We start from the raw sequence: 25,238 nt of genomic DNA, 5'->3' as shown, positions 1-25,238 counted from the left end.
GGCCTCTATCTGATAAGTCAGACTCCAAAACTCTCTCAACTCGTGTCCTGTAAAGCTCGCACTAAACCAACAACTCTGCACAAATAACTCTGTTATCGATCCACACTAACGCTTTCTATTCTTCTGATGCTATTTCGCAAAACACACCCCTGCTAATGCGTTGTCTTTATCAGAAGTCAGCAAAACCTTCATAAATGACTCACATCTTTTAGTCTCATTATTTAGCTGCCTGTCCATAAACATCTGATTGTGTGTGAAAGCCATCTTTAATAACAGTGTCTTGCAGGTTGTCGATTGTTACTGGAATCGGTGCTAACAGGATCGATGGCACATCGACTTTGCCGTTATTGACAGCTCTAGCCGTCGTAATCGTGTCTCCTTTTGCCATTCTGACAGCTAAAGAGGCTACTTGTTCGGTCAATATTTGGATAGGCTTGTAGACGGTCATCGTCTGCGTTCCACCAACAATCCGCTGAACTGCAGCTAGTTCCGCATCTTGTCCGGCCACGGGAATTTTCCCTGCTAAGCCCTGTGCTGCTAATGCCTGAATAACGCCCCCAGCCGTTGCATCGTTCGCAGCAATAACAGCATCAATTTGGTTGTTGTTTGCAGCAAGAGCCTCTGTCATATTAAGAAAGGCCTTTTCTGGTGACCAGTCCTCTGTCCATTGATCATAGACGACTTTAATGTCGCCTTGGTCAATAGCTGGTTGAAGCACATTGAAAACCCCTTTTTTAATCAAGTGAACATTGTTGTCGGTCGTTGCACCTCCAATATAGACATAGTTCCCTTTTGGCACCAGCTCCAAAATCGCTTCTGCCTGCAGTTCGCCCACACGTTCATTGTCAAATGACACATACAAGTCAATCGACGCATTTTTTATTAAACGATCATAAGCAATAACTTTGATGCCTGCGCTATGGGCTTTGTGAACAATTGCTGCTGTTGCCTCCGCATTGTGCGGCACAATAACCAGCAGGTCAATGCCTTGCTGGATCAAGGTCTCAGCCTGAGTAATCTGGAGTGCGTCATCGCCATTGGCTGCCACAATTTCCACTTCCGCGCCTAGTGCTTCTACTGCTTCTTTAAATAATGCTTGATCCTTCAACCAACGCTCTTCTTTTAACGTATCCATGGAAAAACCGATTTTGACTGTCTCGTCGTTAGCTGCTACGACTGTTTTTTCAGGATTTTTTTTTACAGCCTGTTCTGCAGGTGCGCAAGCGCCAACGAATAAGCTGATGAATAAAAGCACCATAAGTCTCCAGCGATTTTTTTTAGTCATCGCGTTGTTTCTTCCTTTCCTTTTAATAGCGTTTTTCGGTATTCCTTTGGAGAAACATCATTCATTTTCTTAAAAACTTTGCTGAAATAATTGGGCTCGTGATAACCGATTTCAATGGAAATCTCCTTCAAACTTTTCTGTGGATCGCCCAATAGCTTTTTAGCTTTGTCGATTCGGCACGAAGTCAGGAAATCAATATAATTGATCCCCAGTTTTTCTTTGAACATCTTGCTGAGGTAAATGGGGCTTAACTCTACTTTCTGCGCTAGTGCATCCAAGGAAATATCTTGATGCGAATACTCTATAATGTATTGTTTGATTTGGTGGATTTTATCTACTTCTAAGCGATCGTAATGTTCCATATAAACATGCTTTAGCCGTTCAACAACTTGCCGTGTTTCACTGTATAGCTGTCGATGGTCTTTGGCTTGAATCGTGTAATAAGAAATCGGGGCATCAATGCCCATTTCACCCATGACTCGTGCAGTAACCCATAAAAATTCAAGTATTCGTTGCTGGGCCCACAGGATATTGGCCCCTTCATGCTCGAAGCGGCGGATCAAGTCCATCACGAGCTGGTCAATCGCATCCCATTGCCCTAAACGAATAAAATCAAAAAGCTTTTTCTCCTGCTTCTTAACAAAAGCAGCGTCTCCCGCTTTTTCAAGCGATGGAACATCGGATGAAAACCGGTACCTAGAAGGCAATGATAAGTCCATCGTAGCAATGAGCGATTTTTGATAGGAATTCCGAATGTCTTCCAACGATGTACATACCGGCCCCACACCGATGAACCAGCCTGGCTGCTGACTTGTTGAAATGGTCAAAATGGCTTTAACCAAGGAAATAGCTTGTGAACGAAACGATTTTTTCTTGTCTCGGAAAACAATAATCGGTAATTGGCGGCCATACAAGGCACCAATCCACGCATTTTCAGTCGTACGAATACGCTCTTTTAGCTGCGGGTACAAAGCTTCCAATCCCTTTGGTACGAGGATGGTCATAACAAATTTTTCATCAGTCGCTGGAATCTCCAGCATATCCACCAACAATTCAATATGGACATCATGGACATGATCAAATAGCAATTGAGTAACAACGTCTGTTTCGACAATGGCTAACGCTTTTTGAAAATCGGCTTGTTGCTGATGTTGCGTTGCTGAAACCTGCTCTTTGTATTGTTGCTGTGCCAGTAGCTTGCCAACAGTTGCGACAATTTCACTTGCTTTGCTCGGCTTCAGCAAATAATCCTTGACGCCCAATTTAATCGCTTGGCGAGCATAATCGAAAGTGTCAAAAGCCGTGACCATGACAAATTGAATGTCTCGGTTTTTGCGTTGAATTTGCTCAATCGCCTCTAGTCCTGTCATTCCCGGCATCATAATATCCATGAAGATCCAGTCCGGTTTCCAGCTTTCCGTCAATTCAATCGCTGTTCTTCCATTTTTTGCCTGCTTGATGTCGAATTCTTGGTAGGCGTGCTGCAAAATAGCCTGCATGCCATCTCGCTCAATCGGCTCATCATCTACTATCAACAATTTAATCATGGTTAGCCGTCCCCCTGACTTTCGGTAGTTTCAAGATAATCTTAGTTCCTTGACCAACTTCACTTTCAATGGTCACCAAATCCTCCTTGCCATAAAAGAGCTGCAGTCTTTTTACAACATTGGTAAACCCGATTCCGGTCGAGTGGCCTTCAACCGGTGTGATGGCTCCGTCAAGCAACTGCAACCTTTTTTCCTGGTCCATGCCTTTGCCATTGTCTTCAATTTCTATCCACACTTCTGCATTAACCTCTTTAATGCGAAACCAAATATGGCCGCCATCTTCTTCTGGTTCGATTGCATGAATCACTGCATTTTCAATCAGTGGCTGGAGTGTCAGTCCTGGAATCTGCAAATTCAAACAAGCAGCATCCAGTTCCGTAAAAAACTGCAGCCGGTCGCTAAATCGGGCTTTTTGAATTTCCATGTATTGACGCAAGACAAATGCTTCTTCTGCCAAAGTCACGGCTCGGTCCATACGCTTTAAGTTATAGCGCAGCAAGCTAGCCACACTGACTAACAAGTCACTGGTTTCTTCAGCCCCATCCAAATAAGCTTTTTTGGATAATGTGTTCAAGGTATTGAATAGAAAATGGGGATTGATTTGACTTTGCAAATTGAGTAACTGGCTCTGCTGGAGCAATAATTTGCTGTCTTGCAGCTCGCTTTCCAATTGTGCTTTTTGCTGAATTTCCAAAATCATCGCATTTATGTTGCCTCGCATATGGTCGAAAGTTTTAGCCAAAAACGAAATTTCGTCATTGGTGTCCACATGAATGGCTTGATCAAAACGCCCTTTGGCCAATTCATTCGCAGCTTTTGTCAATTGATGAATCGGTTTGGTAATGCTCAATGAAAACAAATACGTGAACAGTACCAGTACCGCTGTAATTAACAACAACAACCAGACTCCTAGTTTTTTCAATTCTGCAGATTGGTCAATAATCCCTCTGTAAAACCGTTCGTATGTTTTTAGCTCTGTATCAATAATAGTTAACGTCATTTCTGATATATACATGGAAATTCTGGTGGCTTCAGTAAATTCCTTTAAAGATGCTTCAGTGGCTTCTTGTTCTTGAAAACGGATGGAACGATCCACGGTTTCTACAAAACTGCTAATGAGGTGGCTGTAATTGGTTAATGCAAATTCATTTTCTACATTCCTCAATTCATAGACCGTCGACTGGACTTCAAGAAGCTGTTCTCTGCTATTTTCAAGTTGACTCTGCGTAGCTTGCGATGGCATCAATAAATAATTATTCAAATCGGTCACCATTTGCTGACTATCGCTGGTGACTTCATTCATCTGCAAGTATCGTTGCAGAATGTCATTGTATTGGGTCTGTATTTTTTGGTTGTAGAAAGTTAGCGTCAGCCAGATGGCGATCATCATCGCCAGTACCACGAGTGCCAGCATCCAGATTTTTTTCTGAATCGTATTCATGGTTGCGCTACCGCTCCTTTCACAATCCGGATATCTGTAATATATCCACCAGAGTCCAATGGCACCACTTCATTTCGTAACCATTTCATCATGAGCTCCACGCTTTTCTCCCCCATTTGTTCAGGAGACTGCTGAATCATGGCATCCAATTTCCCTTGCTCTAGCAAGGAAGCCGTCTCGGCGCCATCGTCAAATGAATATAGATGGTACGGCTCGAGCTCAGCGCGTCGGCCGATTTCTTTCATCATTGGTCCGACATGATTAGCGTTCAATGCGATAAATGCTTGAACCCCTGGGTTTTGGTTAAGTGCATTTTGAGTGACTGCAATAATATCTTCATCCGATTTTCCGCTTTCCACGTATACGGTTGAGATTTCGTCATGCTTCGCCAAAATTTCAGTGACACCTTGCAGTCGCTGCTGTTGGCTGTATTCTTGTTCACTGTCACCCAATAAGACGGTCTGTCCTCCTGCTGGCATGTCCTTGACCAATTGCTCCGCCAACATTTTGCCTGCTTGGTAATGATCCGACCCCACGAAGGTTTTTCGTAAACTTTCTTCAACTGGTACGTCATTGGCTATGATAATCACCGGAATGCCGTAAAACGCGGCTTTCTCTCTCGTCAATTGCTTGAATTCTTCGGTATCCAAGCCTTGAACAATTACTCCATCCACTTTGGAATGAAGCGCGATTTCAATTTGTTTCAAAAAATCTTCACGGTTGTTGCCATAACTTCCCCACACAGCCAAACTCACTTGCTCATACGCTGCTTGTGTCATAGCACCTGTACCAACTTTGTTCCAAAAAGGAGTTTCCAGTTCTTGTGTAATTAATACTAGACGGTATCTTTCTTTATCTGCAGGAATCGCGGCGGGCAATTGCCAATCGGACCGAAAAGCTCCCTTTGCCGACCATAGAGTGAAAAAACCAAGGATCACACAAAGAGAACAAAGAACCACAATCACTTTTTTTCTCACAGCATTTTACTCCTTTTCGGTTAGCGAACTCTTCCCATCTTACCACTTGGCTGAAAATTCACAATACTAGCTCTAATGAACAAAAAGCACCTCCTGTTAGGAGATGCCATCAGTTTTTCTATCCGTCAAAAATTGGCTCAAGCGCGCTGTCTGCGGGTCATGACATCGAAAATAACTGCAACAGCCAAGACGCCGCCACGAATCATGTATTGGTAGGAAATCCCTGTACCTAAAAGGTTCATCCCACTTGATAAAGAAGCCATTACAACAGCCCCGATAATGGCGCCTGTGACACGCCCTACTCCACCTGCCGCTGAAACACCGCCAACATAAGCCGCCGCAATGGCGTCAAGTTCGAACAACGTTCCGGCTGTAGTGGTTGCCGATTGCAAACGGGATGTAAACAACAAGCCCGATAAAGCAGCAAGCATGCCCATAGACCCAAAAACGATATAAGTAATTCGTTTCACATTAATCCCACTCAAATGAGCCGCTTCAGGATTGCTTCCCACTGCATAAATATTGCGTCCTAAAACAGTTTTTGTGGTCAAAAAATGATAAATAACAACTACCATCAACATGATGACCATAGTCCATGAAAATCCATTATATCCGGCCAAAATCCAAGTAATGTAGGCAATAACCGATGAAACTAGTGCTAGTTTCATCAGGAAAACACCACTCGACATCACATCAAAGCCGTAAATCATTTTGTTTTTACGCGTAGAAATTTCACTGTAAACATACAGGATAATCGCAGCAACACCCACCAATAAAGATAAAAGATGAAGTCCATTAACCAGCATCAGTGAAGGAATAAACCCGTTGCCGATTGCATTAAATTGATCGTTATTGATGATAATGGTTCCAGTGTCTTCAGTCACATTCAGCAATGCTCCCCGGAAAATGAGCATGCCGGCAAGCGTCGCTACAAAAGAAGGAATGCCCAGCTGAGCAATTAGAAATCCATTGAAACACCCAACTAGAATGCCGAGTAACAGAATGACCGGAATGGTAATCCACATTGAAAAGCCGAGCTGTGTCATAAAGATTGCTGCAACTGCTCCTAAAAAGCCGGCAACAAAGCCAACCGATAAATCGATGTGGCGAATAACGATGACTAAGGTCATCCCCACAGCCAGCACGGCAATATAGCCTGCCGAGTCCAACAAATTGCTAATATTCCGTGAAGAAATAAACAGCCCGTCTGTTCGGATAGTAAATGTCAGCATGATGACGATCAATGCGATATACATACCGTAATCGCGGATATTTGCTTTTACGATGGATTTAGCTTCCGTAAAAAGATTCATTGTTACTGCCTCCTATTGGGTCGCGAGCTCCATAATGGTCTCTTGAGTCGTTTCTTCGATTGCCAATTCACCTTTTATCGCACCTTCAGCCATTACATAAATCCGGTCACTCATGCCCATAATTTCCCCAAGTTCTGATGAAATCATGATAATGCTGAGCCCTTCTTTGATCAATGCATTCATGATGGTGTAGATTTCAAATTTCGCGCCCACATCTATACCTCTCGTGGGTTCATCCAAAATCAAGATTTTTGGTCCAGTAAACAGCCATTTGCCGAGGGACACTTTTTGCTGATTGCCACCGCTCAATTTGCCAACAACTTGCTCGAGCGAACTCGCCTTAATATTGAGAGATTTTTTATAATCTGTTCCAACTTTTACTTCTTCGTTCAAATTTAAGATACCTTTTTTGGAAATGCCTTTCATATGAGCCGCAGAGACATTACTTTTGATGTCTTGTATCAAAAACAAACCATCGCCTTTGCGATCTTCTGTGACGTAAGCGATTCCTGCTTTGATGGCGTCACTGGTATGCTTGAAGCTTTTCTTTTCTCCGTGTACTTCCAATTCACCTTGCAGCTTGTAGTTTTTAGGATTACCAAATATGCTAAGCGCAAGCTCCGTCCGTCCCGAGCCCATCAATCCTGCAATGCCTATAATTTCACCTTTTTTCAATTCCAAATTGACGTTTTTTGCGACTTTCCGTCCAAGTTGTGTATCATATGCCGACCAGTCTGTCAGTTTGAGCACTGTTTCTCCAACTTTTTTGTCCAGCCGTTTCGGAAAAATATCCTCGATTTCACGGCCAACCATGTTTTTGATGATAATGCTTTCCGTAATCTCGCCTTTTTGTGCATCTAATGTGCAAATTGTTTTGCCGTCTCTCAGCACCGTCGCTTTGTCCGCAATGGAAATGACTTCTTTCAATTTATGCGAAATCATGATGCAGCTAATGCCTTGATTCTTTAATTCTTTTAATAACTCCAATAAGTTCTCACTGTCGTTTTCGTTTAAGGCAGCAGTCGGTTCATCGAGAATCAGTAGTTTGACATCTTTACTAAGTGCTTTGGCGATTTCGACGAGCTGTTGTTTGCCAATCCCCAAATCTTTGATCAAAGTTTCAGGCGTAACGTTTAGTTTCACTTTTTTCAGCATTTGAGTTGCTTGAACGATGGTTTCATTCCAATCAACAAACGGACCTTTTGTAATTTCATTTCCGGCAAAAATGTTTTCATAAACCGTTAAATCTGGAAACAAGGCAAGCTCCTGATAAATAATCCCAATTCCAACCTTTACGCTGTCATTGATTTCGTTGAATTGCTGAACCTCATCCTCAAAAATGATATCGCCTTGATACGTTCCAAACGGATAAACACCACTCAGCACTTTCATCAAAGTTGATTTTCCTGCTCCATTTTCACCAATCAGGCAGTGGATTTCTCCTTTTTCCACTTTGATATTCACATCGGAAAGTGCCTTAACGCCCGGAAATTCTTTTGTGATGCTGCTCATTTCCAAAATATAGCCGCTCATGCCTTTTCCTGCCTCCTCGCTTCAAATACAAGTGAAACGGAAGAACAGTGATAGAAACTCCATCACTATTTTTCCGCTTCGCTGTGTCTGCTACTCTAATCCTGTAAATTCACTTGCTTCGTAATACTCGGAATCGATTAGCTCTGCTTTAACATTTTCCTGATCCACAACAATGACCGGTGTCTGTTTTGCTTTTACTTCCACTGATCCGTTGTCATAAGTTCCTGTTGTTTCAGGAGTGTTGCCATCCAATACTTCAATCGCCATTCCCATTGCATCTGTCACCAATGAACGGACATCTTTGAACACCGTCATGGATTGTTTTTCATCGATAATGTACTGAATCGATGCTTTTTCAGCATCTTGACCTGTGATCAAATAGCTAGATACTGCGCTATCTGAAGCAAATACGTCTGCGATTGAACGGGCTGTACCATCATTTGGTGCCAGAACCGCTACATCGCCTTTCATGTCTTCGCCAACAGACGTCAAATGCGTTTGTGCTTTGTTCTTGGATTCGTTTGGATCCCAGTTAGTCGTTACTTGACCAATGATTTTGCTCAATTGCTCACGTGATAAGTCGCTAGAATCTTTCAATGCTTCCGCCTCGCTAGAGTTGGCTACTTTAAACGTACCATCCGCAATTTTTGGCTGAAGTACTTTCCATGCACCTTCGAAGAACAAGAATGCATTGTTATCGGAAGAAGCCCCTGCGTATAAATAAAGTGGAATGTCTTGGCCTTGTACGTTATCGACTAAATACTGCGCCTGTGCTGCACCCACCGCTAAACTATCAAATGTTACATAATAATCTACTGCGTCTGTATCTGTGATTAAACGGTCATAAGCAATAATCGTCACGCCTTCTTTTTTTGCCGCTTCTACAGCTGCTGCTGCTGCTGGTCCATCATGAGGTGTGATGATTAATACTTTAATGCCTTTGTTCAACAAGGATTCAACATTTTCTTTTTCTTTTGCTGAAGATCCTTGGCTAAATAGAATTTCTGTTGAATAATCAGAGTCTGCCAACGCATCTTTAAAGCGCTGCTCATCTTGAACCCATCTCGGCTCGTCTTTAGTAGGTAAGACGATTCCTACATCAACTGAAGACGATGATGATGCACCCTCACTGTCATCGCTGCAACCTGCAGTCACTAGTGCAAATACCATAAGCATAACTAGAAACAGTACACCTTTTAAATTCTTTCTCATTATTTATCCCTCTCCCTTTGAGTAAAATAAGTACACCTTTAGTATAATTTCAGCACCACATAATGAAAGCGCTATCACTAGCACTCTTTTAATATCATCTGCTTTTTTTAAACTTATCAGTTAATTAAACAAAAAACAGCACATCTACCGATCGATGCTGCCGACCGGTAGATGTGCTGTTTTTATTTTCGGTACTTAATCGCCAAACCTTTAAGGAAATTCCGCGCGTAGCGATCGCCGCATTCCTTGTAATTTTTATGACCTACTTTTCGAAGCAATGCTCCAAGTTCCCCTTTTGTAACGGTCACTCCTGCTAAATCCCAAATCGCTAACATATCTTCACTGTTTAGCTGCAATGCGATTTTCACTTTCTTTAACAGTAAGTTGTTAGAGCGTTCATTGGTCAATGATGGAACTTCAGGTTGTCCAGGTTTAGGCTCTTGACGACCTCTTTTAAAAATAATAAAGCCATTTAAAAATGATTCAAAAAGGGAATCTTCTGCCTTAATATAATCCTCATGATCTTCGTGATCAACCCAGATGCTGTCGTCATCTTCTTCATCACTCTCGGGAGTTTTCGTCAAAACTTTTAACACTTCGTCTTTACTTAAATCGATGCCACCTAGTTTAAAAATTTCGACCATGTCTTTATTTTTTATATCCAACGCATAGCGTAGTCTGATCAATAAATCATTATTGTCCATCTAATTTCCTCCTGTTGCTTTCAATTTTCATTGTTGTCTACATTAAATCCTGTTTTAATAATAGCATATATCCTCATGTCCATCAGTCTCTTGAAGACAAGTAAAAAAGACAGCCTCAAACGACTGTCTCTTGTTTTTCTCTATTTTTTATTATTTTTAAACGTTCTACGTTTTTCTTCAAATCCTGGATTACCTTTAATGACTCTTCATCATCTATCGATTCCTTATAGAAAAAATCCAAATCTCGTTCTATATCTGCTAATCGTTCATTGTAATGCTTAAGCTTCTCAGCAAGTATTAACTGTTTTGCTGCTTCTATTCTCTTCATCTCATTCTACCTCCGTTTTGACAACGCAAAACTAATATGTTACCTTTTCCCGCTTCCACTAACTTCTAAACTTTTCAAGAAATATATTTTATGAACTTCTCTATTCCCTAAAATCGTCAACTAAGTTTACAATTTTAACCATGTGTGTTATAGTGGTAATAGATGAGTTATATTTGAGGAGGAAAAAAGATGTTCGCTATTGGAGATCATATCATTTATTCCACCCACGGCCTTTGTAAAATTAATGACATTTACGACATGACTGTTTCAGATGTCACAAAAAAATACTACCAATTACAGCCTTTAGAAAATACGTTAGTGACAATTAGCACTCCCGTTGATAATGACAAGGTTGTTATGTTAAAGCTCCTTCAACGAGAAGAAGCACTCGCAATTATTGAAGTCTTTAAGCACCCTGAAACAGAATCCGAGGTTCCACAAAACCCAAAAGCGCAGCCAAAGAAAATCCAGTCAGGTGACCGTATGCAAATTGCAGGTGTTATCAACGGATTATTGCGTAAGAAGTTTGATACTCAAATTCAAAAAGAGTCTTTATATGAACACGACTATAACCTTTTAAACAATACACAAATCATTCTTTTTAAAGAACTCGCACATGCACTGGACACGAGTTTTGAAGAAATCAATAAAATGATTAACGACTTGATCACGGATGAACAACCGCAATCAATTAGTTAATCCTCCATTCTAAAAAACGTTCCGCCTTCTCAAGTTATTGAGAAGGCGGAACGTTTTTTAGGTGACTACTAAATTCCCCATTCAGCTTTTAAAATATCCTTTAGGATTTTTAGCTGATTTGCACCAATTTTATCAGCGATTTGGCTTTCTAGCTGTTTCTTCAATACTTCATGTTTTTCATGACAACCTTCACCTACAGCTGTTAATCGAATGCATTTATCTTTTTTATTGTTCTCCACATTTTGTACTTCTACTAACCCTTTAGCAGCCAAATTCTTAATAAACTTATGCGTTGCTTGACGAGTAATATCTAAGTTCTTTGTGACGGATGCAATTGTGGGTTGTTGTTTGTAGATGTGAGCCATTATGGTCCACTCGGAATTCGAGATTTGGATTTCACTTTCTTTATCCCAAGCCTGCTCTGCAATTTTTCGTGCCGCTATATGACGTTCGCTTAATAAATCAATCAAATTCAAATTTTGCAACTCCACGCTTGGTGTCAAACGGTTCACTCCTATCATCTGCTTCGCCATTTAATATAACGATTCCCTTATGTGAAGTCAATTAGTAAAAATACTTGTGTGTTGCGGAGTTATAGTTCTAATTAAAAAGCCATCCCCAATTTTACTAATTGGGGATGGCTTTCACAAAACCAACTTCACGCATTTGTTTCTACTGAACTCTCCGCTTCATTTAACGCTTCAAATTCATCTAATAACGCACGTACTTGATCTGTTGTTTCAGTATACATCAATTGATTTCTCAATTCGCCAACACCACGCACACCTCGCACGTAAATTTTAAAGAAACGACGAAGCGGTTTAAATGCAATCGGTTCGATGTCAGTTGAGTATTTGTCATGCAAACCTAAATGCAATCTCAATAAATCAAACAATTCTTTCGGGCTGTGTTCTTTTGGCTCTTCTTCAAATGCAAATGGATTATGGAAAATTCCGCGTCCAATCATGACGCCATCGATGCCGTATTTTTCAGCGAGCTCTAATCCAACTTGGCGATCTGGAATATCTCCATTGATCGTCAAAAGTGTATCCGGTGCTATTTCATCACGAAGTTTTTTGATCTCCGGAATGAGTTCCCAATGCGCAGGCACTGCACTCATTTCTTTTTTCGTCCGCAAATGAATCGACAAGTTCGCAATGTCTTGTTCAAACACATGCGTTAACCAGCCTTTCCATTCGTCTAAATCCGTGTAGCCCAGTCGTGTTTTGACACTTACCGGTAAGCCACCTGCTTTAGCCGCTTGAATAATCTCTGCTGCATTATCGGGATAGCGAATCAACCCGCTCCCTTTTCCTTTAGCTGCAACATTCGGTACTGGACAACCCATGTTGATGTCGACACCTTTAAAACCTTGCTTTGCCATGCCGATACTCATTTCTCGGAAATGCTCAGGCTTGTTGCCCCATATATGAGCGACCATTGGCTGTTCGTCTTCTGTGAACGTCAAACGTCCGCGTACACTAAAAATTCCTTCCGGATGACAATAACTTTCGGTATTCGTAAACTCAGTAAAAAACACATCTGGTCTTGCGGCTTCAGCCACTACATGGCGAAACACTACGTTCGTCACATCTTCCATCGGCGCTAAAACAAAAAATGGTCGTGGTAAATCACGCCAAAAGTTCTCTTTCATATTCAACTTCCAATCCTTTCATGGTGAGATGATAACTCTTTTATCATCCAAAGTTCTTGTTGTATCTATAAGGCAAATCCATAACGAGTAAATGTATTTAGAGACTGTTACTTTTCTTAACCTTATACAGTTTACACGAATCCTCTGTTTGTGGAAAGAGACGTGCTTTAAACAATATATCCTTAGGCACCAAAAAGACGTCAACTCTAAAGATACGAGTTGACGTCTTTGAAAATAGTGGCTTACATGATTTATCCACTTGCAGAGTTATATGGCGAATTACAGTTCAAAAAATTTGTACGTGTTTTTCCCTGATGCTTTTGCTAGGTTTAAAGCATAATCTGCATTTTTCAGAAGCGTCTTTAAAGTTATCGCGTAATCGCCCGGATACATGGCGATTCCAATACTAGTAGACAGCTGATAGTTGGCATCCCATATCGTTAAATTCTCAAGTACTTGTTCCGCCAATCGACTCATTTTTTTGATATCCGAGGCGTGGGAAAAATGGATAACAAATTCGTCTCCTCCCAACCTGAATGCCAAAGCATTCGGATGCGCATTAGCAAACGTTTGAAGTCTTAACGCAACTTCTTCCAACACCATGTCACCTGCATCATGACCATGGACATCATTTACTTTTTTAAATCCATCTAAATCCAAGAAGAAAATCCAGCCTTCTGTTTCTTGTTGGTCTTCAAAAAACTTTGACAGGTAGCGTCTGTTGTATAAGTTCGTCAATGAATCCTTATAAGCAACACGCTCCAAATCCAAATAATATGAAAACATCCTTACGATTCTCTGTAGCAAATTAATGCTTTTGTCGTCAAAATGATGTTCTTCATCATTTACAGCACACAATGTACCAAATTTATCGCCATTTACAAAGGAAATCGGAATACCTAAGTAAGATTTGATATTGGCTTTTTCAAGTCCGTTTTTTAAATCCGCTAAACTACTTTCCTCTAAAATCTTCTCATAGATCAACGGCTGTTTCTTTTCAAAATCAATACCTCTGCAAATAGAGTCATTAAGATTTAACATTATTCCTTCAGTCGCGACAATACTTGTGGTCTCATTTGAAATCTTCAAAATAACTTGTTGTGTATCACTAATTGAGCTTATATAAATTAGTTGATTAGGTAAAATTTCTTTTGCAAGATCAAGCACATCCCTAGCCAACTCATCAAAATTTTTATACGTTTCTAATTCTTGAAATATTGTCGACATATAGCACCTCGATTATTTTCAAATTCATCTTTTCTATTTCAATCTCTTTCCTGTACAAAACTTCATTGTATCCCCTAAAGTTTAACATATGCATCGAAGAGTTTCTCTATCAATCATTTTTCTCTTTCCCTTATATAAGCATAACTTTTTGGTCCACTCTCCTCTTCCTGTACAATGAAGTTATTAGAGAGAGGAGATTGATTGAACATGACGACTTATCAAGACAACATAGCAGGTTTTGAAAAAATTGATTCTACAAAAGCACTAGAATTGCTTAAAGGCGATTCTGAAGCCGTTCTTTACATAGGTAAAGAGGTTTGTCCTTTTTGTAAAACGTTCGTAAAAAATCTAAAACAGGTGGCTGATGAAACAGCTACTCATATCTACCACGTAAACAGTGTAGAATCAGATGATATGATGGGTATTACTTCATTACGTAATGAATTCAACATTCCAACGGTTCCTGGTTTCATTTATACAAATGGCAACACAGTAAATGTGGAATGTGATTCTTCTATGGACAAAGAAGAAATTAAAGCATTTATGAATAAATAAGTTTTTATTGAAATTGAAAGACCGTCGATCCCAGATCGACGGTCTTTTTCGTCTTATTGTTAATAACTAACCCAGCTCAAGCCAGTCGTGCCGTCACCTGCATGAACGCCAACGCAAACACTTAAAGCCGCCACTTCTACTTTTAAACTCGGAAATTCTTGCAACAATTCGTTTTTCCATACTTCTGAGTCCGGAACATTGTTGCAATGAATAACAGCCACTTCTGGTACAGAACCCGCTGCCATATCTGCGCGCAATAGAGACATCACATGGTCTTTTGCACGTTTGTTTGTACGCACTTTTTCGGTCATTACCGGTTTACCATCTACAAAACTAATCACAACTTTAATGTTTAACAAATTACTTAAAAACGTTTGGGTTCCAGAAACACGCCCGCTTTTGTGCAATTGGTTTAAGCTAGATGGAATAAACGACAACTTCGATTTCTCTGTCATTTCGGTAATCGTCGCGACAACTTCTTCTATTTTTTTGCCATTTTCTAGAAGTTCATTGCCTACTTCAATCATTTTAACCATCGGAAAAGAACCGATTTTCGAATCGATTGGATAAACGTTGAAGTTGCTCATTTCAGAAGCCGCTTGTGCCGTTTCAAATGTCCCAGACAATCCACTTGATAAGTGGACAGCAATTGCAAAATCATAGCCTTCTTTTTCTAGTTTTTCATATAGAGCCAGCATTTCTCCGATCGCCGGTTGCGACGTTTTCGGTGAAACTTTCGCTAGTTTTAATTTATCGTAAAATTCTTCTTGTGTGAGGTCAATGGATTCTCTATATTCTCCATCTGAAAAAACAACACTAAGTGGCAGAACATAGACATCATGTTTTTGGATAAAATTATCGTCAAGTTGCGCAGCTGTATCCGTAATCCAAGCTATTTTCTTCATAAAAAAATTCTCCTCTAGGTGCAATTTTCACATCGGAATCAGCTATCTCCTAACGATAACTTACATGACAAACCCATGCAGCACTAGTGACAATTGTCATATTAAGTTGAAATATTGAAAGCGGTGCCATATTTTGAACATATATCACTTTCCTATTAAAAAAACAGCCAACATACTCACGGTGAGCTGCTGACTGTGTTGTAATTTTTTTATTCTTTGTTGCAAAAAATCATTTCTATTTATAAGTCTTTTAATGGGTTTGTCCCCATTGCTCTACTCTTCGATTTAGCACTTTTGCCAAACTGATCTTCAAACATAATTTTTGCAGCTTTTGGTGCTGCCCAGAACGTCGGCAATAACAGCAACGAAACGGGAATGGCTGTAACGACAATAAACGATTGAATCGCTTGAATGCCCCCTTCGCTAATCATTAAGAGCACGATTGCTACAGCACCCATAATAATTGACCAAAAAACACGCATAATTTTTGGCGGATGACCATCGCCTGTGATGGCAACCGAAATGGTATACGCCATCGAGTCGGCTGTTGTGACAACAAATAAAATAGTGACGAGTAAGAACAGCGGAGCTATAACTGAACTAAGTGGCAATTGTTGTGTAATGGCCACCATCGCAGCTGGCATACCCGATGTGTTTAATGCATCTGATACAATTCCTGGCTGAGCAAGTTCATAAAACATACCTGTTCCGCCAACAACCGTAAACCAAAATGCAGTAACAGTTGGCGCGATAATAGAAACAGCAAAAATCAACTCACGAATCGTGCGTCCACGTGTAATGGTGGCAATGAAAATCGCCATCATAGGTCCATATCCAAGGAACCAGCCCCAGAAAAAGACGGTCCAATAACCTAACCAATCAGAATCTCCGCGGAACGTACTCATTGCTAGAAATTCCTGAAGGTGAACTCCAGTTGCTGCAAGAAACGTATCAAAGATAAATCCGCCTGGCCCTAATACTAAAATGGCCACCATTAAAACGATCGTAATAATGATATTCAAATTACTTAGAAACTGTATTCCTTTACGCAAACCTGTAATAGCTGAAATGGTTGCAATCGCTACTACAGTGATGATAATCATCACTTGTGTAAACAAGTTATTCGGCACTCCGAATAATGCTTCCATCCCATACGCGGCTTGCAAGCCCAGAAAACCAATAGGTCCGATTGTTCCAGCTGCGACCGCAATCACAGCAGATGCATCGATGATCGTACCCAAAGCACTGTTTTTCATGATTTTTTCACCAAGCAACGGGTATAGTAACGTACGCGGTTTTAGCGGCATGCCTTTTTGATAATGAGCATACATTAAAACGATCGTTCCAAGCGTCCCAAGAATTGACCATGCAAGAAATCCCCAATGTAAATAAGACTGGGCAAAAGCAGGAACAATGGCACTCTCAGTACCCGACTCTACACCTGAACCCGTAAAATTAGGGGATACATCAAGAAAATGGTACATCGGTTCAGCAGCTGCCCAAAATACGCCTCCTGCGGCTAGTAAGGTCGTCATAATCATGGCAATCCATTTAAAATATCCGACTTCCGGCTTGTCCATCGCACCTAGCCGAACTTTTCCATATTTCGAAAATCCTAAAAAAAGTGCAATAAAAAATGTTCCCAATAACAAAACTTGCCAAAATGCCCCGAAATACTTCACGGCAAAAGCAAATGATTGATTTACACTATTCGACACCAACTCTACATTGATAAATGCTGCAAGTACAAAAGCGACAAGTAACCCACCACTGATGAACAGTACGGGCCAATCTGTCTTTGATCCATATTTCTTCAAAAAATAAAACCTCCTATTAGTAGCATGCGCATAAACACATACTTTAAAAAGTGAAGAAATCCCTCCACGATGATGATTTCAATCTCAATAGCTGTTCCGTGCGACAGCGTGCTCTGCACATCTACTTCTAAACAGTATGTTCAATTGTCTTTACCTTTTCTTTTGCATAAGAGAAGCACGATACTCAAAAGCTTTTTGGCAATAAGTATGTAATTGTATATGAGTTACACACAATTTGCCAACCCTTTCGACTCACTGATTACGAATTGAAGAATTTGAGTCAGTACACATCCATTTTCCGGAAAATCATTCATCCAAATGCCCAACACTACAGAGCTATTATAGAGATTTTCTACAAACAACAAAATTGAGCTCTAACCAAATAACCTCTATCATTAAGAACTATCAAATCTGATTTTCACCTTAAAGATTTGCAACTCCAACAAAGGATGCTGATACGTCAATGGTTCATTCAGAAACGCTAGATAACACACAGTCATTCGATTTTAAAAAGAACATTCCACTTTTAGCTGTATTGCTATCAGGTGCTTTTATCACCATTCTCAATCAAACACTCATTTCTACAGCTTTACCACCCATCATGAACGATCTCAAAATTAGCGAAAGTACGGTTCAATGGCTACAATCTATTTTTATGCTCGTCAATGGGATTATGATTCCCATCACAGCATTTTTAATCGGAAAATTTTCAACACGTAGTTTATTCTTAACAGCAATGAGCATGTTTGCGGCCGGTACATTGCTCGCTGCTATTTCTCCTAACTTCACCTTCTTATTAGGAGGACGTGTGCTGCAAGGTGCGGGGGCTGGTATTATGATGCCACTCTTACAAACCATTTTATTTTTGGTTTTCCCTGTTTCCCAACGCGGAAAAGCGATGGGCATGTTTGGTCTAATCATCGCCTTTGCGCCTGCAATCGGACCAAGTTTATCAGGTTATTTAGTAGACAACTATCCGTGGCGCAGTGTCTTTTATGTTGTTTTTCCAATTGCAATTGTTATTATCATCTCAGCGTATTTTTTACTAAAAAACGTAACCGAACAAACCAATCCAAAAATGGACTTTCTATCAATCGCTCTTTCAACACTTGGATTTGGGGGACTTCTTTACGGCTTTAGTATCGCAGGTAACGTAGGTTGGCTCAGCCCGAACGTACTCATATCACTAGTGATTGGTGCAGTGACACTTTTCTGGTTTATTACAAGACAGTTAAAACTAAAAGAACCCATTCTCGAATTTCGTGTTTTTAAATACAGTATTTTCTCGATTGCCACAGCACTCGGGATGATTGTATTTTCTTCCATGATTGCCACAACTGTTATTTTGCCTTTATTCATGCAAAATCTCCTTGGATTTAACGCTTTCCATTCTGGACTTATGTTATTGCCAGGGGCGATTATTATGGGGATTATGAACCCAGTGTCGGGTGCATTATTTGATAAATATGGAGCTAAGTGGCTGTTACGTCTTGGTTTTGCTATTTTGACAGTCACTACGTTTTTCTTTGCAAATCTTTCGCAAGATACAACGTTTCTATATCTAGCTGTGTTAAACGCAATTCGAATGGGCGGTATCGCTATGGTCATGATGCCATCGACAACGCTTGGGTTAAATCAGCTACCAGATCATCTCATTTCTCACGGTACGGCAATGAATAATACATTCCGCCAAATTTCGGGTGCTATCGGAACAGCGGTACTTGTGACGATTACCGTTACAGCTGCAAGTGGCAGTTCAATAGCCGGCGCAATACAAGGCGTAAATGTGGCCTTTATCGTAGCCGGATTTGTCGCAGCCATCGGATTCCTCATATCGTTTGCTATTAAAAGTCCAAAACCCGTCACGAAGAAAAACTAAAGCCACATAAAAAACTCACGCTATCTGTAAAAGATAGCGTGAGTTTTTTGGTTGTATTCAATTTAAACGCGTTGATGGTCGGCACGCCATAGTTTTATAGTCTTTTTAATAGCATCTGCTGATAACTCTTCAACTACTGCACGTTCAGCTAACGCTACTACTTCCGCATCAGGCGCAAAACGCAAAGCGATTAATTGGGACTTTGTTAGTCGTGGATCTAGACGATTTCCTGTCAGCATAAAATAGCGCAATTGTTCTTCCGTACAAATCAAACGATCTTGTAACGTAAGTGCGTAAATTCGCGCGAGCATTCCTGGAATAATCGCAAGGATAATAATTGCAAATATCAAAAATAATTGCATCGAAAATCCATTTTTCACAAATTGATAAATTCCATAACTAGCCGTTGTTAAAAGTAACACAAAGCTTAACGGTACCCAGAAAAAAAGCTGTAACCTTGGGTAACGCACATGTTTTTCATACGATTGTTCTTTCATTTTTTCACTCCTTAACTCTCTACAGGAGCATCATACTATACTGCAATACTTTCAGCTATTTTATTGCTTAACCGCTCCGTAAACTTTAGGTTGAGTTCTACATTCTTCATGTTTGCTTACACGACACCTGTCTTGACACATAACAGGACACGTACCATAATCTAAGACAAAGGATTATCGAGAGGACAATGCAATGTGAGAAAGCAACTAAAACTCGGAACCATGATTCACGGAGCCGGTGAGAAGATTTCGGATTGGCGACATCCCGCTATGCCTGCGGATGCCAGTGTCAGTTTTGATTTTTATAAACAGCAAGCGCAAACTTCTGAACGCGGCAAATTTGATTTTGTTTTTATTGCAGACGCTTTGTACATCAATGAAAAATCAAACCCCCATTACTTAAATCGCTTTGAACCGTTAACGATTCTTTCTGCACTCGCTGCGGTAACGTCAAACATCGGACTTGTCAGCACTTTATCCACCACCTATAGCGAACCGTTTTCTGCTGCGCGACAGTTTGCTTCATTAGATATGTTGAGCGGTGGTCGAGCTGGATGGAACGTAGTTACGTCCGGACTAGAAAAGACGGCATTGAATTTCAGTAAACAACTCGACGATCACCCCAGTCACGCCGAGCGCTACCGAATGGCTGCCGAGTTTGTTCACGTCATGAAAGGCTTATGGAATTCTTGGGAAGATGATGCATTTGTTCGCGATAAAGAGTCCGGACAATTTTTTGATCCAGCGAAATTGCATACGTTAAACCACCAAGGCGAATTCTTTTCTGTCCAAGGACCATTAAATATTGGCCGCTCACCACAAGGACAGCCGGTCATTTTCCAAGCTGGTTCATCTAAAGATGGCATTGCTTTTTCTGCCCAACAAGCAGATGCCGTATTTGCCATTATGCCGAGAATAGAAGAAGCCACGCAGTATTATAAAAACGTTAAAGAACAAGCCCATTTGAGCGGTCGTGAGCCTAGCGACGTACTAGTCTTACAAGGCATCAGCCCCATTATTGGCGAGACTGCAGAAGATGCCGAACGAAAATACCAAGAACTGGCAAGTTTAGTAACCACTGAACAAGCTCTCGCTTTTTTAGGTCGCCTGTTTGAACACCATGATTTTTCTCAGTACCCACTAGACGAACCGTTCCCGGATATCGGAACCATCGGCAAAAACAGTTTCCAAAGCGATACCGACCGCATTAAAAGGGCATCACTCAAGGAAAACTTAAGCTTGCGCCAAGTGGCTTTGCGCGAAGCAACTCCTCGCACACCTTTTATGGGCACACCTGAACACGTCGCTAATTTGATCGAATCGTGGTACCAACAACACGCAGCAGACGGCTTTATGATTATTGCCAATTTGCCAAGCGAACTCGAAGCGTTTGTCGACCGAGTGGTGCCGATTCTGCAAACACGCGGAATTTTCCGGGCGGAATACGAGGGATCAACATTGCGTGATCATTTGGAGTTGCCTTATGTGGCAAAGCAGCAATCTGTTGAACGGTAGTTTCTATGTTTACACAATAAAAAAGAGCCTCACACTAATTCGTTGAATTAGTGTGAGGCTCCTTTTTTTAGTTTGATGTCACGATTATAAGCAATAAGATGTTTTTAACACGTTAACCCTCATAAGTTAAGGTCAAGATGCTACTTACATCATGCCGCCCATGCCGCCCATATCAGGCATGCCGCCGCCTTGTCCTGCTGGTTCTGGCAAGTCTGCAACAACTGCTTCAGTTGTTAAGAACATTGCCGCAACAGATGCTGCGTTTTGCAATGCTGAACGAGTAACTTTCGTTGGATCCACAATTCCTTCTTCGACCATGTTCACCCATTCGCCATTAGCAGCGTTATAACCAATGCCGACTTCTTCTGTTTTCAGACGGTGAACGATGATTGATCCTTCAAGACCTGCGTTTGTTGCGATTTGACGAACTGGTTCTTCAAGCGCACGAAGTACGATGTTGATTCCTGTTGCCACGTCGCCTTCTTGTGATTCAAGAAGTTCTGCTACTTTGTTGTAGACGTTGACTAATGCTGTACCACCGCCGGCAACAATTCCTTCTTCTACAGCTGCACGAGTTGAGTTCAAGGCATCTTCAATACGAAGTTTGCGTTCTTTCAATTCTGTTTCTGTAGCCGCTCCGACTTTGATAACCGCCACGCCGCCAGCCAATTTCGCTAGACGTTCTTGTAGTTTCTCTTTGTCGAATTCAGAAGTTGACTCTTCTAATTGGCTGCGGATTTGTCCAACGCGTGCAATGATGTGCTCTTGGTTGCCAGCGCCTTCTACGATTGTTGTGCTTTCTTTCGTTACAACAACTTTAGATGCGCGACCTAGTTGCGCAATGTTGGTTGTTTTCAATTCAAGCCCTAGATCCTCTGTAATCACTTCTGCGCCAGTTAATGCTGCAATATCCTCAAGCATTGCTTTGCGACGATCACCGAAGCCTGGTGCCTTTACAGCTACTGCGTTAAACGTTCCACGCAATTTGTTGACTACTAATGTCGCTAACGCTTCGCCTTCAACGTCTTCAGCAACGATAAGTAACGGTTTGCTTTGTTGAACCACTTGTTCAAGGACTGGTAAGATTTCTTGGATGTTGCCAATTTTCTTGTCAGTTACTAAAATAAATGGATTTTCTAAAACAGCTTCCATTTTATCTGAATCAGTTACCATGTATGGTGATTGATAGCCGCGGTCAAACTGCATCCCTTCAACCACATCAAGTTCTGTTGTAAAGCCGCGTGATTCTTCTAAAGTGATTACGCCGTCGTTACCAACGCGCTCCATTGCTTCTGCAATCAGTTTGCCGACTTCTTCGTCACCAGACGAAATCGCTGCAACTTGTGCAATGGATTCTTTGCCTTCGATTGGTTTTGAAATCGCTTTTAACTCGCTAAGTGCACTTTCAACAGCTAGTTCAATTCCGTGTCGAATGCCGACTGGGTTTGCGCCAGCTGTAACGTTTTTCAAGCCTTCACGGATCATAGCTTGTGCAAGAACGGTTGCAGTAGTTGTACCGTCACCTGCGATGTCGTTTGTTTTAGAAGCAACTTCCGCAACAAGTTTCGCGCCCATGTTTTCAAAAGCATTTTCAAGTTCGATTTCTTTTGCGATCGTCACACCATCATTGGTGATTAACGGCGAACCGAATTTTTTCTCAAGCACTACGTTACGCCCTTTTGGTCCAAGCGTTACTTTTACTGTGTCTGCTAATTTATCTACGCCTCTCAGCATTAAACTACGTGCGTCTTCGCTGAACTTAATATCTTTTGCCATGTTTAGCTTCCTCCTGTGTCGTTGGTTTATTTTAGCCTAAAACTGCTAATATATCGTTTTCACGTAAGATCAAATATTCTTTGCCTTCATATTTTAATTCAGAGCCTGCGTATTTCGAGAAGATAACGCGATCGCCAGCTTGCACGTCTAGTTCTGTGCGCTGTCCGTTTTCACGAATAAGTCCATTTCCTACAGCGATCACATGGCCCTCCTGCGGTTTTTCTTGTGCTGATCCCGGTAAAACGATACCGCTTGATGTTTTTTCTTCCGCTTCGATGAGCTCAATAATTACACGATCTCCTAGTGGTCTTAACAAATGAAACACCCTCCTCAAATTATCTAAATGTTCTCGATTAGCACTCTCAACCTTTGAGTGCTAACCCATACCCAAGTTTAATAAAATCTTCAGTCTTTTGCAAGTAGGAACTATTATGATTTTGATTTCTTTGCGGTTATCTTCTGAAAGCTCTACAATAAGAGAGAGCTTAAAAGTGAAAGGAATTACATCATGCCCGATAAACAAAAAAAATTTATAGACAACTTCTTAAAAAATGAACGATCAACCAAAACGAAAAAAAGTAACACCTATCGTCCCAAATCCAAAGGCAAAAAAACCCCGCTTTATGTGTTATTAATTTTCATCGTCGCACAGCTTTCGCCGATCCTGTTTATTAGCCCTACCATGAGTTACTTTCAAGGGCAAGGCATGGACCGTCAAGCTGCTGGCGTTGCAACATCTGGCTGGTTAATCTTTTTGACCATGGGAATTGGCTTTATCTTAACGCTCATCCTCGTGTCGCGAGACAAACGCTTTTTCGATATTTGGAAAGGCAAAAAATCGTCTCTCCTTATGTCGATTGTATGGGGCTTTCTCGGCTTCTTGTTGTTACTTATCGGCCAATCAGTTGCCGCTTTAATCGAAATGAATTTTCTTGGCATAGATCCTGGTTCTGAAAACACCGCTTCATTAGTGAGCATTGCTGAAGTGGTTCCACTCGCGATTGTATCAATCGTCTTGTTTGGTCCAGTTCTTGAAGAACTGGTTTTCCGTCGCGTGTTGTTTGGTTCATTAAATCAGACAACCAATTTCTTTTTCGCCACTGCGGTGAGTGCCTTGACGTTCGCATTGATTCATTTCGACTTTACGCACCTGTTGCTGTATTTCACAACAGGATTGATCTTGGCGTTTTTATACCAAAAAACAAAAAGCATCATTACGCCAATCATCGCCCATATTCTTTTGAACAGTTACGTCATGGTCATTCAACTGAACATGGACAAAATCATGGAATTCCAAAAACAACTGGAAAATTTACAGTAAAAAAGCCTTCCCCGAATTAATTCGGTGGAAGGCTTTCTTGTTGGTCTTCAATCGCTTGTTGCTGCTCTGCTTTTAAGAATTTGCGGTATCCGACTTTAGCAATCATGACACTAAATTCGTACAAAATAATAAGCGGTAACGTGACGATCATATGCGAAACGATGTCGGGCGGTGTAATAAACGCCGCAATAATCACCAATCCAAGATACGAAAACTTACGATACTTGGTCATCAACATTGGTGTAATAATTCCAAGTCTTGTTAAAAACAACATCACTACCGGCAGCTGAAAAATCACGCCGAACGGCAACGTAATTTGGAACAAGAATTGGAAATATTCATTAATGCCGATTGTTTCCTGGATATTCATATTATCGGATATGTTCAACATAAATCCGATAACGTACGGAAACAAAATCAAATAGGCAAAAGCAATTCCACCTAAAAACAATAGTACAGAAAACGGAATGTAACTGAGTGTAGCTCTCCGCTCTTTATCTAGAAGTCCTGGGCTAATAAACGCCCAGAATTGGTACATGATTAGTGGTGAAGTCATGATTAACGCTAAAATCATTGTCACTTGCATAAAGATCTTTAATGGATCTGTAATTTTGAACGCATTCAACGTAAGATTTTTTGCTTCTTCGGTATACTGCAAGTACTGAATTAGCGGTTGTGCGAGGAAAAAGCTCACAATAATCGCTAATACAAAGAAAACGACTAAGATGGTCAGCCGTTTTCTGAGTTCTCCTATATGTTCAATTAATGTCATCTCATTTTCTGGCATTAGACAAACATCCTATCGTATTTCCTTTTGCTCTTCTTTCTTTTTCAAATCTACTTTATCGTCGTCATCGTCTACAAGTCCTTTTGTAGCGTTCTTGAACTCACGTAAAGACGAACCGAATGCTTTTCCAAGTTCCGGTAATTTTTTTGGACCGAAAACAAGTAAAGCAACAACACCGATAACGATGATACTCATTGGACCTGGCATACGTTGCACCTCCTGTATTATGGCTCTATTTTACATCATTCGAGCGGGTTTGGCTATTT

24 protein-coding genes are annotated in these 25,238 nt (G+C 40.9%); 5 read left to right on the top strand and 19 right to left on the bottom strand.

What is annotated here, in order from left to right; all coding sequences use genetic code 11:
- Positions 1-217 precede the first annotated feature (217 nt).
- From xylF to BBI08_RS02905, 9 genes are all read right to left on the bottom strand, one after another.
- A complete protein-coding gene (xylF, locus tag BBI08_RS02945) occupies positions 218-1,285 on the bottom strand; it encodes a D-xylose ABC transporter substrate-binding protein (RefSeq protein ID WP_065528471.1) in 1,068 nt (355 codons plus the stop codon).
- Entirely contained in the window at positions 1,282-2,832 is a 1,551-nt protein-coding gene (locus BBI08_RS02940) for a response regulator (RefSeq protein ID WP_008497368.1), read from the bottom strand. Before BBI08_RS02940 ends, xylF begins: the two co-directional genes overlap by 4 nt.
- Complete coding sequence (locus BBI08_RS02935) at positions 2,825-4,273, bottom strand: sensor histidine kinase (RefSeq protein WP_065528470.1); 1,449 nt, start codon at positions 4,271-4,273, stop codon at positions 2,825-2,827. The genes BBI08_RS02940 and BBI08_RS02935 overlap by 8 nt, the downstream gene beginning before the upstream one ends.
- The gene (locus BBI08_RS02930) at positions 4,270-5,250 is read right to left on the bottom strand and encodes a sugar ABC transporter substrate-binding protein (protein ID WP_008497371.1); all 981 of its coding nucleotides are present in this window, start codon (positions 5,248-5,250) and stop codon (positions 4,270-4,272) included. The genes BBI08_RS02935 and BBI08_RS02930 overlap by 4 nt, the downstream gene beginning before the upstream one ends.
- A 137-nt stretch (positions 5,251-5,387) precedes the next feature.
- The gene (locus BBI08_RS02925) at positions 5,388-6,563 is read right to left on the bottom strand and encodes a sugar ABC transporter permease (RefSeq protein ID WP_008497372.1); all 1,176 of its coding nucleotides are present in this window, start codon (positions 6,561-6,563) and stop codon (positions 5,388-5,390) included.
- A gap of 12 nt (positions 6,564-6,575) precedes the next feature.
- Positions 6,576-8,096, bottom strand: coding sequence for a sugar ABC transporter ATP-binding protein (locus BBI08_RS02920; protein WP_008497373.1), 1,521 nt, complete (start codon positions 8,094-8,096; stop codon positions 6,576-6,578).
- 90 nt (positions 8,097-8,186) lie between these two features.
- Positions 8,187-9,308, bottom strand: coding sequence for a sugar ABC transporter substrate-binding protein (locus BBI08_RS02915; RefSeq protein ID WP_008497374.1), 1,122 nt, complete (start codon positions 9,306-9,308; stop codon positions 8,187-8,189).
- A gap of 182 nt (positions 9,309-9,490) precedes the next feature.
- The gene (locus BBI08_RS02910) at positions 9,491-10,012 is read right to left on the bottom strand and encodes a YehS family protein (RefSeq protein ID WP_008497375.1); all 522 of its coding nucleotides are present in this window, start codon (positions 10,010-10,012) and stop codon (positions 9,491-9,493) included.
- 115 nt (positions 10,013-10,127) lie between these two features.
- Positions 10,128-10,340 carry a hypothetical protein gene (locus tag BBI08_RS02905; RefSeq protein WP_008497376.1) on the bottom strand — a complete coding sequence of 71 codons (213 nt, stop codon included), beginning with the start codon at positions 10,338-10,340 and terminating at the stop codon, positions 10,128-10,130.
- A gap of 189 nt (positions 10,341-10,529) precedes the next feature.
- Here BBI08_RS02905 and BBI08_RS02900 point away from each other — a divergent pair, with 189 nt between their 5' ends.
- On the top strand, positions 10,530-11,039 hold the full coding sequence (locus BBI08_RS02900) for a CarD family transcriptional regulator (RefSeq protein WP_065528469.1): 510 nt from the start codon (positions 10,530-10,532) through the stop codon (positions 11,037-11,039).
- A 68-nt stretch (positions 11,040-11,107) separates the two neighbouring features.
- Here the strand turns inward: BBI08_RS02900 and BBI08_RS02895 are convergent, their stop codons facing one another.
- From BBI08_RS02895 to BBI08_RS02885, 3 genes are all read right to left on the bottom strand, one after another.
- The gene (locus tag BBI08_RS02895) at positions 11,108-11,560 is read right to left on the bottom strand and encodes a MarR family winged helix-turn-helix transcriptional regulator (RefSeq protein ID WP_040850747.1); all 453 of its coding nucleotides are present in this window, start codon (positions 11,558-11,560) and stop codon (positions 11,108-11,110) included.
- A 137-nt stretch (positions 11,561-11,697) separates the two neighbouring features.
- The gene (locus BBI08_RS02890) at positions 11,698-12,693 is read right to left on the bottom strand and encodes a tRNA dihydrouridine synthase (RefSeq protein WP_008497379.1); all 996 of its coding nucleotides are present in this window, start codon (positions 12,691-12,693) and stop codon (positions 11,698-11,700) included.
- A 279-nt stretch (positions 12,694-12,972) separates the two neighbouring features.
- Entirely contained in the window at positions 12,973-13,920 is a 948-nt protein-coding gene (locus tag BBI08_RS02885; RefSeq protein ID WP_065528468.1) for a sensor domain-containing diguanylate cyclase, read from the bottom strand.
- Positions 13,921-14,127: 207 nt separating this feature from the next.
- Between BBI08_RS02885 and BBI08_RS02880 the strand changes: the two genes are divergently transcribed.
- Positions 14,128-14,475, top strand: coding sequence for a DUF6568 family protein (locus BBI08_RS02880; protein ID WP_008497382.1), 348 nt, complete (start codon positions 14,128-14,130; stop codon positions 14,473-14,475).
- Positions 14,476-14,534: 59 nt separating this feature from the next.
- Here the strand turns inward: BBI08_RS02880 and BBI08_RS02875 are convergent, their stop codons facing one another.
- Both BBI08_RS02875 and BBI08_RS02870 read right to left on the bottom strand, forming a co-directional pair.
- Positions 14,535-15,380, bottom strand: a complete 846-nt coding sequence (locus BBI08_RS02875; RefSeq protein ID WP_008497383.1) for a DegV family protein — start codon at positions 15,378-15,380, stop codon at positions 14,535-14,537.
- 239 nt (positions 15,381-15,619) lie between these two features.
- Entirely contained in the window at positions 15,620-17,197 is a 1,578-nt protein-coding gene (locus BBI08_RS02870; protein ID WP_008497384.1) for a BCCT family transporter, read from the bottom strand.
- A 463-nt stretch (positions 17,198-17,660) separates the two neighbouring features.
- On the opposite strand from BBI08_RS02870, the gene BBI08_RS02865 reads away from it, so the two are divergent.
- A complete protein-coding gene (locus tag BBI08_RS02865) occupies positions 17,661-19,076 on the top strand; it encodes a DHA2 family efflux MFS transporter permease subunit (protein WP_008497386.1) in 1,416 nt (471 codons plus the stop codon).
- 62 nt (positions 19,077-19,138) lie between these two features.
- Here the strand turns inward: BBI08_RS02865 and BBI08_RS02860 are convergent, their stop codons facing one another.
- Positions 19,139-19,573, bottom strand: a complete 435-nt coding sequence (locus tag BBI08_RS02860) for a DUF6526 family protein (RefSeq protein WP_008497387.1) — start codon at positions 19,571-19,573, stop codon at positions 19,139-19,141.
- A gap of 222 nt (positions 19,574-19,795) precedes the next feature.
- Between BBI08_RS02860 and BBI08_RS02855 the strand changes: the two genes are divergently transcribed.
- Positions 19,796-21,088, top strand: coding sequence for an LLM class flavin-dependent oxidoreductase (locus BBI08_RS02855; protein ID WP_201764033.1), 1,293 nt, complete (start codon positions 19,796-19,798; stop codon positions 21,086-21,088).
- A gap of 144 nt (positions 21,089-21,232) precedes the next feature.
- On the opposite strand, the gene groL is transcribed toward BBI08_RS02855, so the two are convergent.
- Both groL and groES read right to left on the bottom strand, forming a co-directional pair.
- Entirely contained in the window at positions 21,233-22,864 is a 1,632-nt protein-coding gene (gene groL / locus BBI08_RS02850; protein ID WP_008497389.1) for a chaperonin GroEL, read from the bottom strand.
- A 31-nt stretch (positions 22,865-22,895) separates the two neighbouring features.
- Positions 22,896-23,180 carry a co-chaperone GroES gene (groES, locus tag BBI08_RS02845; protein ID WP_006831533.1) on the bottom strand — a complete coding sequence of 95 codons (285 nt, stop codon included), beginning with the start codon at positions 23,178-23,180 and terminating at the stop codon, positions 22,896-22,898.
- A 366-nt stretch (positions 23,181-23,546) separates the two neighbouring features.
- On the opposite strand from groES, the gene BBI08_RS02840 reads away from it, so the two are divergent.
- Positions 23,547-24,185 carry a CPBP family intramembrane glutamic endopeptidase gene (locus tag BBI08_RS02840; protein ID WP_335645618.1) on the top strand — a complete coding sequence of 213 codons (639 nt, stop codon included), beginning with the start codon at positions 23,547-23,549 and terminating at the stop codon, positions 24,183-24,185.
- Positions 24,186-24,201: 16 nt separating this feature from the next.
- Here BBI08_RS02840 and tatC read toward each other — a convergent pair whose 3' ends face one another.
- A complete protein-coding gene (tatC, locus tag BBI08_RS02835) occupies positions 24,202-24,972 on the bottom strand; it encodes a twin-arginine translocase subunit TatC (protein WP_008497390.1) in 771 nt (256 codons plus the stop codon).
- A 12-nt stretch (positions 24,973-24,984) separates the two neighbouring features.
- Positions 24,985-25,179 carry a twin-arginine translocase TatA/TatE family subunit gene (locus tag BBI08_RS02830; RefSeq protein ID WP_008497391.1) on the bottom strand — a complete coding sequence of 65 codons (195 nt, stop codon included), beginning with the start codon at positions 25,177-25,179 and terminating at the stop codon, positions 24,985-24,987.
- Between the last annotated feature and the right edge of the window lie 59 nt (positions 25,180-25,238).

The sequence above is a fragment of the Planococcus halocryophilus genome (genome assembly GCF_001687585.2).
GTDB lineage: Bacteria > Bacillota > Bacilli > Bacillales_A > Planococcaceae > Planococcus > Planococcus halocryophilus.
This window is presented reverse-complemented; position numbering and strand designations above follow the sequence as displayed.